The organism is Vibrio sp. L85 (assembly GCF_963871815.1).
In the GTDB taxonomy this organism is placed as follows: domain Bacteria; phylum Pseudomonadota; class Gammaproteobacteria; order Enterobacterales; family Vibrionaceae; genus Vibrio; species Vibrio harveyi.
In genome coordinates this window covers 270478-284131 of sequence record NZ_CAWMYL010000176.1, presented here as the reverse complement: position 1 = coordinate 284131, position 13654 = coordinate 270478, and the positions used below count along the sequence as shown (strand labels likewise).

Annotated in this window: 14 protein-coding genes; 13 read left to right on the top strand and 1 reads right to left on the bottom strand. The window is 40.5% G+C overall.

The window, feature by feature from the left end; all coding sequences use genetic code 11:
• Positions 1–9: 9 nt before the first annotated feature.
• The 9 genes from AACR11_RS18735 (at position 10) to AACR11_RS18695 (ending at position 10085) form a co-directional block, all read left to right on the top strand.
• Positions 10–942, top strand: coding sequence for a transporter substrate-binding domain-containing protein (locus tag AACR11_RS18735; RefSeq protein WP_009697226.1), 933 nt, complete (start codon positions 10–12; stop codon positions 940–942).
• Positions 939–3266, top strand: a complete 2328-nt coding sequence (locus tag AACR11_RS18730; protein ID WP_009697225.1) for a putative bifunctional diguanylate cyclase/phosphodiesterase — start codon at positions 939–941, stop codon at positions 3264–3266. The genes AACR11_RS18735 and AACR11_RS18730 overlap by 4 nt, the downstream gene beginning before the upstream one ends.
• A 212-nt stretch (positions 3267–3478) precedes the next feature.
• Entirely contained in the window at positions 3479–4672 is a 1194-nt protein-coding gene (locus tag AACR11_RS18725; RefSeq protein WP_009701478.1) for a glycine C-acetyltransferase, read from the top strand.
• Positions 4673–4813: 141 nt separating this feature from the next.
• The gene (gene tdh / locus AACR11_RS18720) at positions 4814–5845 is read left to right on the top strand and encodes an L-threonine 3-dehydrogenase (RefSeq protein ID WP_005448756.1); all 1032 of its coding nucleotides are present in this window, start codon (positions 4814–4816) and stop codon (positions 5843–5845) included.
• 904 nt (positions 5846–6749) lie between these two features.
• Entirely contained in the window at positions 6750–6992 is a 243-nt protein-coding gene (locus AACR11_RS18715) for a hypothetical protein (RefSeq protein WP_079324990.1), read from the top strand.
• Between the two features lie 556 nt (positions 6993–7548).
• The gene (locus AACR11_RS18710; RefSeq protein ID WP_079324988.1) at positions 7549–7881 is read left to right on the top strand and encodes a hypothetical protein; all 333 of its coding nucleotides are present in this window, start codon (positions 7549–7551) and stop codon (positions 7879–7881) included.
• A 683-nt stretch (positions 7882–8564) separates the two neighbouring features.
• Positions 8565–8873 carry a hypothetical protein gene (locus AACR11_RS18705; RefSeq protein ID WP_029790784.1) on the top strand — a complete coding sequence of 103 codons (309 nt, stop codon included), beginning with the start codon at positions 8565–8567 and terminating at the stop codon, positions 8871–8873.
• Between the two features lie 295 nt (positions 8874–9168).
• Positions 9169–9588 (top strand): hypothetical protein, encoded by a 420-nt coding sequence (locus AACR11_RS18700; RefSeq protein WP_223295756.1) that lies wholly within the window; start codon positions 9169–9171, stop codon positions 9586–9588.
• 188 nt (positions 9589–9776) lie between these two features.
• Entirely contained in the window at positions 9777–10085 is a 309-nt protein-coding gene (locus tag AACR11_RS18695) for a hypothetical protein (RefSeq protein ID WP_079324986.1), read from the top strand.
• 284 nt (positions 10086–10369) lie between these two features.
• Here AACR11_RS18695 and AACR11_RS18690 read toward each other — a convergent pair whose 3' ends face one another.
• Complete coding sequence (locus AACR11_RS18690) at positions 10370–10912, bottom strand: nuclear transport factor 2 family protein (protein WP_017819406.1); 543 nt, start codon at positions 10910–10912, stop codon at positions 10370–10372.
• A gap of 139 nt (positions 10913–11051) precedes the next feature.
• Between AACR11_RS18690 and AACR11_RS18685 the strand changes: the two genes are divergently transcribed.
• The 4 genes from AACR11_RS18685 to soxR all read left to right on the top strand — a co-directional run bounded on the left by AACR11_RS18685 (position 11052) and on the right by soxR (position 13654).
• Entirely contained in the window at positions 11052–11432 is a 381-nt protein-coding gene (locus AACR11_RS18685) for a winged helix-turn-helix transcriptional regulator (protein WP_029790987.1), read from the top strand.
• A 170-nt stretch (positions 11433–11602) separates the two neighbouring features.
• Entirely contained in the window at positions 11603–11890 is a 288-nt protein-coding gene (locus AACR11_RS18680; RefSeq protein ID WP_017188617.1) for a hypothetical protein, read from the top strand.
• 318 nt (positions 11891–12208) lie between these two features.
• Positions 12209–12928 carry a carbonic anhydrase gene (locus AACR11_RS18675; protein ID WP_017819403.1) on the top strand — a complete coding sequence of 240 codons (720 nt, stop codon included), beginning with the start codon at positions 12209–12211 and terminating at the stop codon, positions 12926–12928.
• Between the two features lie 294 nt (positions 12929–13222).
• Positions 13223–13654, top strand: coding sequence for a redox-sensitive transcriptional activator SoxR (soxR, locus tag AACR11_RS18670; RefSeq protein ID WP_017819402.1), 432 nt, complete (start codon positions 13223–13225; stop codon positions 13652–13654).

Below are 13654 nucleotides of genomic sequence, written 5' to 3'. Positions count from 1 at the left end.
ATATTCACCATGTCAGTGAAATTAATCAAACGAACCATGACGGCAATGGCTGTTGGTATGACGTCACTACTCTCTGCTTCAGTGTTTGCTGGTGATTTACAAGACATCAAAGACAGCGGCGTTTTGCGTCATATCGGTGTGCCATACGCGAACTTTGTTTCTTACATCGACCAAGGTGAAGTGCAGACTTTGACAGGGCTGGATGTGGATATTATTAAAGGGTTTGCTCAGTCTCTTGGCGTCCGATATGAATACGTACCAGCGCAATGGAACAATGTGGTAGGCAAACTGACAGGTCAACAAGTTGAGTACAAAGATGCTCAGCTTCAGGTTGGCAAAACGATGCCCATTGAAGGTGATCTGATTGCTAACGGAGTCACTATTCTTGATTGGCGAACTCATGTCGTCGATTTTTCTGATGATTACTTCCCATCTGCGGTTTGGTTAGTCGCACGCACAGATTCCACGCTTACTCCAATCAAACCGACAGGTTCCATTGAGAACGATATCTCGATGGTGAAATCGCTTATCAAAGGTCGTGAAGTTCTGGCGATGGAGCACTCGTGTCTAGACCCGAACCTTTACAATCTGTATGACACGGGAGCAAAAGTTATTTTGCCTGATGGGCAGCGTCGATTGAATGAGATGGTGCCAGCGATAATGAAGAATGATGCAGAAAGTACACTGCTTGATGTAGCAGATACACTGATTGCATTGGAAAAGTGGCCAGGAGAAATCAAAGTAATTGGTCCTGTGTCCGAAAATCAAAAAATGGCGGTTGCCTTCCGTAAGGACTCTCCTGAATTAAAAGCCGCATTTAATCAATATTTGAAGTCAATTAAAAAAGATGGGACGTACCAGAAGTTGGTCGAGAAATACTACCCGTCAATTTACTATTTTTATAATGACTACTTCTTAGAAGATAGTAAGAACGATATATGAGAAAGTCTGTAAAAAAGATATCAAGCCAGAAGATCATCACCGTCAGTGCTATTTTGGTGTCGCTCTATTTAGCGATGATTATTACTGTGACGAGTTTAGGTCAAAACAAATTAAAAGATTCTCAGCATCGTGAACTTGACCTAAAGGTAAAAAGCTACGCGGGTACTCTCGATAATTTATTCACGATAGCCAGCGAAGATGTCGACCACTTATCAACTGATAAAACGGTGCAGACCTTCTTTGCGAATCTTGCTTCAGGCATGTCGATGGAATATGGCCTAGGTGCTAGTTTGATCAACTTGAAGCGTAAGCTGCAAGAGAAAGCCGACGCGAAAACCGTCAACAACCAGATCATCTACACCAAGCTGACGTTAGTTGGTCTAGATGGTTCAACCATCGTCACTACGGGCGTTAAAACAGATCATCGCATCGATACGTCTCGATTGCTTAACGACCATGCTCATCCTGAGGAAGTTAGAGCGATACAAAATGATGGTAAGGTCCTCATTCAAGTCGTTAAGCAAGTGATGTTTTCTGGCAAGCCTGTTGGCTTTTTGATTGCTGATATCAACAAAGAAGTGGTGATTTCCCAACTGACGAATCAAGAACATGAAGGCAGCTATAGCCGGATGGTGTTAAAGATCAACGATGTGGAAATGGAAGTTTGGGATTCTATTAGTCGTAAGCTGGAACAAGAAAACATCACGGATCCAGAAGCCCTTGCCAAAGAGCTAAAGCAAAAAATCTATTTTGAAGTACCCATTGAACATCATCACTTTAAGTTGATGGCGTGGTTTGAATCACTCAGTGAGCGAGATATTTATACTTCACGCATGTTCATTAATGGTTTAAGTGTACTTGCCATCATGATTGTGGTTGGGTTGCTTTATGCATTCACGCTAAACAACACTCGTGTAGAGCTGAAAATAAAATTGGAAGAGGAGAAAAAGCGTAAAGACTTTCTTTCTCAACAGAACCAGCGCCTGACCAGTGAAATCGAGCGCCGTAAATCGTCAGAGATGGAGTTAGCTTATCAAGCGAAACATGACTCCTTGACCGGATTACCAAACCGAGTTTATGGCTCCGAGCGTCTCGACTTAGAGCTTTCACGTGCAGAACGCATCGGTTCGAATGTGTTGGTGATGTTCATCGACCTTGATCACTTCAAGCAGATTAATGATTCCATGGGACATTTCGTTGGTGATGAAGTATTAAAACTCGCAGCGGAAAGATTGCACAACGCAGTTCGAAAAACAGACTTATTGGCTCGGATTGGCGGTGATGAGTTTTTGTTAGTGATTCCAGACTTGCACAATGCGGACAGCGCAAAACGATTTGCGACAACGGTTCTATCTGTATTTAACGAGCCGTTTGTATGGCAAAACCACGAGTTTTTCCTCTCGGCGAGTGTCGGAATGTCAGTCTTCCCAGAAGATGGTGATAACGCCGAGCAGTTGTTGGCGTGCGCGGATATGGCCATGTATCGAGTTAAGCAGGATGGACGTAACGCTTTCTGTTTTTACGATCACAACATGAACCAAGATTTGCAGCGCTTCTTAGAGTTGGAAACTCGCTTGCGTAACGCCATTTCGCAAGACTTATTAGAGCTTTACTACCAACCTATTATTGATTTAGAAAGCGGAGCGATTGTCGGCGCTGAAGCTCTAATGCGTTGGAATGACGACAAGTTTGGGTTTGTGAACCCAGAAGAGTTTATTTCGATTGCAGAAAAGAACGGCTTGATTCATCAACTTGGTGATTTCGCTATTCGTCAAGCATGTCACCAAGCAGCGAAGTGGCAGAAAGATTCACCCTTGTTTGTATCAGTAAATTTTTCTAGTGTGCAGTTCAGATACTGTGATCGCCTCTTTGAGCAAATCAAGCTTCACCTTGAGGAGTCGGGGCTGCCGCCAGAATTGTTTGATGTTGAAGTTACTGAAAGTCTTTTATTCAACCACAGCAATGAACTGATGGGCATGTTAGATAACTTACGTGCGATGGGGGCGAAGCTAACGATTGATGACTTTGGTACCGGTTACTCAGCATTGAGTTACTTACAGAAATTCCCATTTGACCGACTTAAAATTGATCGTAGTTTCTTACAGAACATGTTTGAGAATGAATCGGATCGTGAGCTTGTGAACGTTATTATTGCAATGGCGAAAGCGCTTAACCTTAAGATCGTCGCAGAAGGCATTGAAGAGCAGCGTCACGTTGATTACTTGAAAAACCTAAACTGTGAGTTCGGACAAGGTTTCCACTATAGCCGACCATTGCCAGCGAAGGAGTTTGAAGCGCTTTTAACAACGCCAACTTGGCTATAACTCCTTTCAATACAACCTCATAGAAAAGCATTAGTTGGATTCGTGCCTAGAATTCATTAATGCTTTTCCACCTTGAGGGATAATCGTTTTTCCTTCCTTGAATTACACTACACTTAATTGAGAAGTAATTGCCTGTGACCCCCGTCACATAAAGGCTCAACCTAATTCTAATCGAGTGAAAACTCGACAAAATAAACAGGAAGGAATTGCGAATGTCTTCTGCATTTTACCAACAGATTGAACAGCAAATTGAAGAAGTGAAGGCGGAAGGTCTTTACAAAGCAGAGCGTATCATTACGTCTCAACAGCAAGCGGCTGTTAAAATCTCTACTGGTGAAGAAGTACTAAACTTCTGTGCAAACAACTACCTTGGTCTTGCTAACCACCCAGCGCTTATCGAAGCGGGCAAAGCAGGCATGGACGAGCACGGTTTTGGTATGGCTTCAGTACGTTTCATCTGTGGTACTCAAGACATCCACAAAGAGCTTGAGCAGAAGCTTTCTAAGTTCCTAGGTAAAGAAGACACGATTCTTTACACATCATGTTTTGATGCAAATGCGGGTCTATTTGAAACTATCCTGGGTAAAGAAGATGCGATCATCTCTGACGCTCTAAACCACGCGTCAATCATTGACGGTGTTCGTCTATGTAAAGCGATGCGTTTCCGCTACTCAAACAACAACATGGAAGAACTAGAGCAACAATTGATCGCTGCAAAAGAAGCGGGTGCTCGCCACATTCTTATCGTAACTGACGGTGTGTTCTCAATGGACGGCGTAGTGGCTAACCTTCCAGCTATCTGTGACCTAGCAGATAAGTACGGCGCATTAACTATGGTTGATGATTCTCACGCTGTTGGCTTTATGGGTAAAACAGGTGCAGGTACGCACGAACACCATAACGTAATGGACCGTATCGATATCATCACCGGTACGCTAGGTAAAGCAATGGGCGGCGCTTCAGGCGGTTACACATCTGGTAAAGCTGAAGTGATTGACTGGTTACGTCAGCGCTCTCGCCCATACCTATTCTCTAACTCTGTTGCACCAGCAATCGTAAACGCTTCTATCCGCGTTCTGGATCTACTAGAAGAGAGCGGTGACCTACGTGAGCGTCTATGGGAAAACGCAGCACACTTCCGTGCTCGAATGGAAGACGCAGGCTTCACTATGGGTGGTGCTGACCACGCGATCATTCCAATTATGTTAGGTGACGCAAAAGTAGCAGCAGAATTTGCTGAGCGCGCACTAGAGAAAGGCATCTATGTAATTGGCTTCTCATTCCCTGTAGTACCAAAAGGTCAAGCGCGTATCCGTACTCAAATGTCTGCAGCACACTCTCGTGAGCAGCTAGACCGAGCAATCGATGCGTTTATCCAAGTTGGTAAAGATATGGGCATCATCTAAGTCTGAGAGACTAAAAGGCTACAAAGGCTTTCCCAACTCTTTTGAGTCGGCTCATGGGTAAAGCCTTTACCTTTTCTTTAATGACGGTAGATGAAAGAATTTTTTGCCACGCATAGAGCGGGGCAATATTGGGTGAATATTATGAAAATCAAAGCACTATCAAAGCTAAAGCCTGAAGAAGGCATCTGGATGACTGAGGTTGAAAAACCGGAAGTTGGCCACAACGACATTCTGATCAAAATTAAGAAAACCGCTATCTGTGGCACTGACGTACACATTTACAACTGGGACGAATGGTCGCAAAAGACAATTCCAGTTCCTATGGTTGTAGGTCACGAATACGTGGGTGAAGTGGTTGCGATTGGTCAGGAAGTTCGTGGCTTTGAAATCGGCGACCGCGTTTCTGGTGAAGGTCATATCACGTGTGGTCATTGTCGTAACTGTCGCGGTGGTCGTACTCACCTGTGTCGCAACACGATCGGTGTTGGTGTAAACCGTGAAGGCGCATTCGCAGAATATTTAGTGATCCCAGCGTTTAACGCGTTCAAAATCCCAGAAGGCATCTCTGACGATCTAGCATCAATCTTTGACCCGTTTGGTAATGCTGTACATACCGCGCTTTCTTTTGACCTCGTCGGTGAAGACGTGCTGATCACAGGTGCTGGTCCAATCGGCATCATGGCAGCTGCGGTAGCGAAACACGTTGGTGCTCGCCATGTTGTTATCACAGACGTAAACGAATACCGCCTAGAGCTTGCTCGTAAGATGGGCGTAACTCGTGCAGTAAACGTGGCTGAAGAGAAATTAGAAGACGTAATGTCTGAGCTAGGCATGACAGAAGGCTTCGACGTAGGTCTAGAAATGTCTGGTAACCCGTCAGCATTTAACTCCATGCTAACGACGATGAACCACGGTGGTCGCATTGCACTTCTAGGTATTCCACCATCAGACATGGGTATCGATTGGAACCAAGTTATCTTCAAAGGTTTGGTGATCAAAGGTATCTACGGTCGTGAAATGTTCGAAACATGGTACAAGATGGCTTCATTAATCCAATCTGGTTTGGATCTATCACCAATCATCACGCACCACTACAAGATTGATGATTTCCAAGAAGGCTTCGACGTAATGCGTAGCGGTATGTCAGGCAAGGTTATTCTTGATTGGGAATAGAGCAAAGCTGGTAAAATAGTTCCTAGGCTCTCTTAGGAGAATTTTACCTCCGCCACTCTGGTACCAGTTAAAAACTCCGAAAAACTACAGTGTTTTTCGGAGTTTTTTGTAAGAGAGTAATATTTATCACTTCATGAACTCTTTTTAACACCTTCCATACTTTTTCTGACTTACCTCTTTTAACCGCTCTACATCAATCTTCGTGATTCTTCTTTTTCCTGAATTTTCTAACTATTTAACTGAATTACTGATGTAGAACTCTTTGATTTTATCGGGCTACCACAGAGTTACTCTTATATTGTCACAAATGGTCAGCGAGCAGGAGAACTATAATAGTCATAATAGCATCTCAATAAACTCCAATTACCTTTTATTAAAGCTATCGTTCAATATACATGATTCTATGATGGTATAAGTTATGTTTATGATGGTATGAATTAACGTTATTTCCACTAATGAATCTTATTGTATATAGTCGAGGTTACTATACCGAAATGACTATTTTTCTCAAAGCAGAGTTTAATATTTCTACATCTATTAATGATTTTAAAGGATTGCATAATGTTTATTAGGTTCGCTTTGGTAATTTTAACAATGAACATTTTGAATCTTAGAGACTGCTGGTGCGTATGGAGTTCTTGGTGGCATGTTCATGGAACTAAAGGAGGAGCACTAAATCAAGATGGTGAGCCAAAAGATTCGGCCCCCAAGTTTTCTATTATTGCTAAAAATGGTTGACAAATCATGGCTGGAAAATATGAAATTATTTGAATTTTTGAATAAATTAGATTCTGAAAATATTAAATATGAAATTGATTATAAGTGCTCATCATGGATATCAGTGAAAATCATAATGAGAGATAAATATTGGCTAGTGAGCTTTGATTAGTCTGGTTTTTTAGATTTGGAAGTTTATAAAGTAGAATGCGAATCTAGAAGTGAAAATATTCAAGAAATATTCCAATTATTTAATGCGGCAAGAAAACTATGCATAGATTTTTATGAAAAAATTGGCATAGACTTTAATTATCCATTTGTTTTTAAAAATAAAGAAGGAATAACTAGGGAAATTGAAGGGATATTTCCTGATTTTGGTCGATATGGAGTTATTGTAACATCAAATAATAATGGTGAGAATGCTATTTGAGATGCTGAAAGTTTAGGTTGCTATCAAGTTTTTCATCTTGATGTTAATCAAGGTTCACTCTACGCAGAAAAGACTTTGTTAGAATATCTTAGCAAAATAGAGTGGAATGGAAATGGATCTTATCCATTGACTATAAATAAACCTAATTAAAAAACTTGCGACAATCGATCTGTTGTCCTTTCCAATTGTCGTAAACTTATGTCTAGATATCGCTATAAAACAATAAGCTAGAAGAAATAGAATAGATCTATGCACAATGATTGTTCTCTGACCCCATAGAGTTGGTTGCAGAGCAGGCGAGATTTACCTCTATGCTTATGTGAATGGTGATCCGCTAGGGTATGTGGACCCGGATGGTCAACAAAGTATCCCAATACCATGCGTACCAGATAGATCTTTAGAGAATTACTATCCCAAAGAAGTAACTGATGGTATTGAAAAAATTGAAAGAGAGTCCAATAGAAAGTATGTGATATGGCTAGTACCATCTTTCCTCCCTCAAAATTTTTATGTGTGATTGTTGATGTATACAACAGGTTTGTCAAAGGAGTTTTGTGTGAGAAGTAAACTGAAAAAAATTACTATAATAATGCTTATGGCTATATTCATATTTTTATCTCTATATATATCTTTTCACTTAACTCTGGTTGGAATTAACCCAAGTGAAGTAGAAGATTTTGAGATCTTTGATGTGCACTGTGAGCCAACACTCAGGCTTGCTAATGGTACAGAGTCAAATAGTGTATGTAAGTTTAAGGGAAACATAAATGGTAAAAAAATATCAGGATATGCACTTTCTTATTGTGAGATAAATAAAGATAAAATGCTCTTGAATGAAAGTAGAAGCATATTAAATCATAAGGTAATATATACACTAACGTGTAGCTAATTGAACCTTGGGCAACTTTTGTTGTTAAAGTGGATAGAGCTAAATCAACCAAGCGTGGTGACTTTTCGAGTGGGTAGGTCTAATTTGGTTATCGATTCTATTTACCTTACCTGCGTTGTTAGCTTAACCTATATGCTAATAATTATGTTTACGTAAAAATAAAAATAACAGAAGATACCCCGAGCCTCTACTCCTAAAATCAATGATACTAAATCAAAAAGTTACGACAATTGACTTTTACCCCCACAATTTGTGAAAGTCTCATACCTAAACATCTTTACGAAACAACAAACTGGAAGAAGCACAACAAAGCGATGAACAACGATTGCTCCATGACTTTTTGAACTGATTTTCTCTATTCCATGATAGCAATGTTAGTCTTTATAGCCTCATTATTTAAATTATCTGAAAAGGTTTAGTTAGATCTAAAGGATACTGAGGTTTAGGTAATATTGTTATGAATTCCGTTACAAATTTCAATGACGGTCTATGTGTTGAAAGTCCCCTTTGCACAGAATTTAAAAATAGATGGACTGGAAGGTATTTTATAAATTAAATATGAATATTTATCACAGAAAAAATACTAAACTAGTTAATATTATGTCGGAAATAAGATAGTTTTGATAGGTATATAATGGTGACGATAGTCTTTTAAGATTTTACTTCAGGAGAAAAGTCAGAAAATGAAGAATATACAGATTATAGATGACGCAATTAACGCAACATATGATATTTTTTCGGCAACAGACGATGAGTTTTCATTATTGTTTATTGGCAAAACTAACATCGCGTTTATAGAAGATATTGATTTAGATAATTTAGTTGTTAGACAGGCTTTAAAGAATTTGTGGGACCGGAGGGTTAGAAAGTGCGATGTTCAGGGAATCCATGGAACTTTATTTTATGGAATGGAAGATAAAAAAGATTATTATCCAACGTTGATCGACGAAGAAGCATGTAACCCCGATGGTTCTAAACTTCGACAGGAATAAGCCATACATTTTCTTTGATTACTCTTTGAATCAGGTTAAATAGGTGATGTATTAACTGGGCAGGTATTGCCTTTTGCCAAAAGATTTTGTCTCCTGGTTGTTATCAGACTCGCCTATTCCGGCTATATTTTTAGCAGGGTTGTCACTTTATGCATTTCAATTGGCAACACCACATAGATTGTAACTTTTAAAGCAATAAAAAAATACTGTGATAAAGAAATTAAAGAACTGTGAGCGGAGGAAAGTAACAAAGATATGATACTTTCACAATTTGTTATCTCGAAGAATGGGATCAGTGTCGTGGCATAGTGAATTTGACCACTTAGACTCACTACAAGAACAAGGTGGGATCAATCTCTATGCTTGTGTGAATGGTGATCCATTAGGGTATGTGGACCTGGATGGTAGAAATCCGGTGGCAGCTGCAATAGCGGCGACGACTGCTGCTGCGGCACGAGCGCTCCTTAAAAAGCTATTAAGGGATATCGCGAAGAAAAAGGCGAAAGACGCTGCTAAAAAGCAGGCTAAGAGCAGTAAAAGCAAGGCTAAATCTCAGGGATGTGTTACAAAGGGGGGACGTGGGCAGCAAGTTGGAAGCATGATAAAAACTGATGGTTCAACCACGACCAGCGCCATAAAAGCAAAAGCGGAATCGGTAGGTTTTAAATCCACCAAAACAGCAAACGGTCCTTTGAAAATGGAGTGGCTCGGGTAACTATTAAAGGTGGAAGTCAACGTGCACCTGGTAGTGCTGGCCCTCATGTTGAGCTTAAAACTTCTAGTGGTCAAAGGGTAAATCCTGCTGGTAATCAAGTAACGCGTAAGAGCCCTGAAAATCACACACCAATTGACTTTGATTTATAGGGGGCTGTGTTATGAGTAATTATTATCACTGGGAAGGCTTTGCTGGTATTTATTTTGAAGATAGCTTTATCTTTTATTGTTGAAGCGGTCTTAACAGAGAATCACCCATTGTATACGACACCTGAGAGTGATGAGCAATATTGTTATAAGAAAGGTAAGATTGTTTTTCAAGGCTTAAAGCGCGTTAAATGGATAAGTAGAAACGAAACTCCATTTAAAGATGTTTCCGGTGAAGAGGATTATGGCAATATTGATGTTTTTCAATTATCGAATGATCAGTATTTTCTGTCGGGCGATTGGGGTGAACTAGAAGTCACGTCATCACCTGTAAAGTGGATTTGGATTTAAAGTCAGAGCCATTCAGAACAAATGGGCCGGAGTTGATGTGAGCATTTGATTGAGATGGTCTGACTTTTTTATCTCAACTTGACAAAAACGCCTCAAGTGAACCTTGGGCGTTTTTGTTTCTGTAACATCATAAAGCTACGGCTGTGTCTCTAGTTTTTTATCGCCGCACATATTACTTTCATTCTGCTGGGATGGTGAGACTAAGAATTTCTTCGTTATAAAAATAATCAATTGTTGAAAGGCAATTTAGAGCAAAATGATATCTATCTCTTAACATCAATTTGTCAAAAAACACCATTCGAGTTAGCGATATCCCCACCGCTGATTAGGGAATAAACCCTCATCGAGAAATCAAGTGCTTGAATCGAATCCCAGTGCTCGACAATTCTGCCATCTTCGATGCGCCATGTGTCGATGATGTTCATCCCTTTTTGATCATTTCCTCTGTCCTCTCTATCTAATGTGGCATGTGAATGGAAGATCACGTAATCGCCGTCTACGTAGATATGTTTAACATCATAGGCATAGTCTGGGTAGTCTTCGACAAACTCTTCCAAGAAGTTAACTAAGCCTGTCACTTTATCAGGTAGATTTCGATTGTGCTGTACATAAGAGCTGTCGTTATAGTGCTCCAGGATGTAGCTAAAATTGTGATTATTCATTAGGTTTTGAACGAAATCAGTAATCAATTCTGCATTCTCAACCTCTTGTTCTGACCAATTCGTTTTCTGGAGCGATGGCAGATCAATGATCAACGTGTCTTTAGATTGCGCGTGTACCACTGTGCTTGCAAATAGAAGAATAAGTGAGGTAAGTGATTTAAACATAGGTAACTCCAATGGTCGTCTTGCTATTAAGGTATACATTGATAACCATAGTAATTAATAGTAACCTGCATAACAAGAAGGCACCAAATACTTAGTTAGGCACTTTTTGGTAACCAATAGATTGAGAAGGGAGCGACAAATGGCAAAGAAAGTTAACTCAGAAAGGCGTGTTTTTCACAATAATGAAGATTGCCCTGTACGTAATGTTGTAGCGCAGATTGGCGATAAATGGTCGCTTTTGATCCTCTTTGCTCTTGTAGATGGCTCAGAACGATTTAATGCTCTGAAATCAAGAATAGAAGGAATCTCTCAGCGAATGTTGACCCAAACTCTTCGTGATCTTGAACGAGAAGGTTATGTGAATAGAACTGTTCATCCTGAGGTACCTGTACGAGTAGAATATGAACTAACGAAGTTGGGGCGGGAGTTGGTTAAGCCTTTGTACGAACTGGTTTGTTGGGCTGATGAGCACCAAGAAGAAGTAAAGCACTTTCGAAAGGTTTACGATGAAAAAAATTAATCTTGTTTCAAAGTTGGAATGGATATTAAACCATAAACATCTGTTGCATTTCTAAGTTTGAGACAGGTATGTACAGTCCATTGATTTAGTCGTACGTACTTTCCCTTAGAACATTCTCACATTATCATTGTCTTAGTTTTTATCTTTGACGTGAATGTATGGTGTATGGAATGAAACATTTGATGTTGGCAGCACTCCTATTTAGCACTTTCCCAGTGAGTGTGTTGGCTGATGACGTGTTGGGTGTTCCCAATGTAGAACCAGAAGATGAGGGCTGTTTGAGCGTTGTGTGTAAAAACACTATCGAGCCAGAAACGGTTGCTAAAGCGGGTGAGTTTCCAGACCGTGAGGGCAATGAAACCCTATCCGCATTAGGGAGCGTACTCTTTGCAGCAGGAGAAATGGGGTTAGCCGAGAACTTACAAACAGAAGATCCAGAGCTGAGCACGACTAGGTAGTACAGGAATGGTACTATGACGGGATTCGCTCTCTTCTAAATTAGTGTTCTCTATTTTATAGCAATACTAATATCTGAGCATCTTTGATACGCTCGATAAGTGATTCAAAAATAAAGACCGAGCCTCGTGCTCGGTCTTTTCGTTTGTGAGATGTTTTCTCACTTTTGAATCCTAAGTAATATCTCAATTTCGCGACTAGAGTGATGGGTTCCAAAGTTAGCTCGCAATCATTGTTTTCAGTCTGTTATGTATGTTTCCACAACGATTAGTATGAGTGTGCTTTCACAACACTCGAATGGAAGAAAACAAGGAGAAAACATGAAAAAGTCACTAACAGCACTTGGTCTTGCTTTGGTATTTGCGAGCTCCGCGAATGCGGCGAATTGGGGCTACGAGGGGGAGCATGGACCTGCTCATTGGGGGGAGTTTGCTTCCGAATGCGCTAAAGGACAAAACCAAAGCCCAATTAATATTCAATCGTCTACTGAAGCCAAACTAGATAAGCTTCAATTTGATTATCAAGGTAAAGCTATTTCATTGCTAAACAACGGTCATACCTTACAGACGAGTTTAGAAGGGAAAAATACACTGACGATTGATGGCAAAGAGTTCGTATTAAAACAATTTCACTTCCACACGCCATCAGAAAACCATGTAGATGGAAAGGAATACCCTCTAGAAGCGCACTTTGTGCATGCTGATAAGGCGGGTCACCTAGCCGTTGTCGCAGTGTTCTTCAAACTGGGTAATGAGAATCCAGATCTAGCTAAGTTACTGCAAAACATCCCTAATAAAGATCATGATGTTGCTATTGAAGTCCCGTTTGATGCGGACGCGCTTATCCCAAGTGATAAAGATTACTACCGTTTTAATGGTTCTCTAACGACTCCGCCTTGCTCTGAAGGAGTTCGTTGGTTGGTAATCAAAGACACTAAAACGATCTCACCTGAGCAGGTGAAAGAGTTTGCTAAAGCAATGGGACACAACAACCGTCCAATTCAGCCGCTTAATGCGCGTATGATCCTTGCTCAGCAGTAATCTGCGTTCACACAGAGAAAGATCCCACTAAAGCTAATGAATGGCAATCAACCTGTTTTTGCCATTCATTTTCTAACCCAAGCGTCGCATCATCCCTACCGTAACCGTTTTGGCATCTGTTGCTAGAATTTTCTTATCATAAATAGTCGTGAAGAATGCCCTCTAAATACTGCATAGCCAATGAGTACAGGATTTTCTTTTTCATCGTCTTTAATGGCTTAATTTGTTAGCGTAATGTAACTTAAAACCTCAATTAAGCTTGAGGTTGGCATTTGTAAGAACAAGAGGCAAAGCATGGAAATCAGTGTTGGTGAGGTAGCAAAGCGTTCTGGAGTAAAGGTTTCAGCACTGCACTTTTATGAGCAGAAAGGACTCATATCAAGCTGGCGAAACCAAGGCAATCAAAGGCGGTATCACCGCAGTGTACTTCGTCGTATTGCGGTAATTAAAGCTGCTCAACAAGTTGGACTATCCCTCGAAGAAATCAAACAGGCATTAGAAGAGTTGCCCAAGCATCAAGCGCCAAACAAGCAACAGTGGGAAACCATGGCAAGTCATTGGCATGCACAATTGGATCTAAAAATTCAAAAGCTAAAAGCATTGCAAAATGACTTAGGCGGGTGCATTGGATGTGGCTGTTTGTCGCTTGAAACGTGTGCGTTAAGAAACCCAGAAGACATATTAGGGAAAGAGCATTCGGGGTCGAACTTAACGTTGGATGATTAG

Excerpts from the sequence above, each read along its gene's own strand:
- AACR11_RS18735 (WP_009697226.1), top strand. The coding sequence starts at position 10 with ATGTCAGTGAAATTAATCAAACGAACCATGACGGCAATGGCTGTTGGT.
- AACR11_RS18730 (WP_009697225.1), top strand. The coding sequence starts at position 939 with ATGAGAAAGTCTGTAAAAAAGATATCAAGCCAGAAGATCATCACCGTC.
- AACR11_RS18725 (WP_009701478.1), top strand. The coding sequence starts at position 3,479 with ATGTCTTCTGCATTTTACCAACAGATTGAACAGCAAATTGAAGAAGTG.
- tdh (WP_005448756.1), top strand. The coding sequence starts at position 4,814 with ATGAAAATCAAAGCACTATCAAAGCTAAAGCCTGAAGAAGGCATCTGG.
- AACR11_RS18705 (WP_029790784.1), top strand. The coding sequence starts at position 8,565 with ATGAAGAATATACAGATTATAGATGACGCAATTAACGCAACATATGAT.
- AACR11_RS18690 (WP_017819406.1), bottom strand. The coding sequence starts at position 10,912 with ATGTTTAAATCACTTACCTCACTTATTCTTCTATTTGCAAGCACAGTG.
- AACR11_RS18685 (WP_029790987.1), top strand. The coding sequence starts at position 11,052 with ATGGCAAAGAAAGTTAACTCAGAAAGGCGTGTTTTTCACAATAATGAA.
- AACR11_RS18680 (WP_017188617.1), top strand. The coding sequence starts at position 11,603 with ATGAAACATTTGATGTTGGCAGCACTCCTATTTAGCACTTTCCCAGTG.
- AACR11_RS18675 (WP_017819403.1), top strand. The coding sequence starts at position 12,209 with ATGAAAAAGTCACTAACAGCACTTGGTCTTGCTTTGGTATTTGCGAGC.
- soxR (WP_017819402.1), top strand. The coding sequence starts at position 13,223 with ATGGAAATCAGTGTTGGTGAGGTAGCAAAGCGTTCTGGAGTAAAGGTT.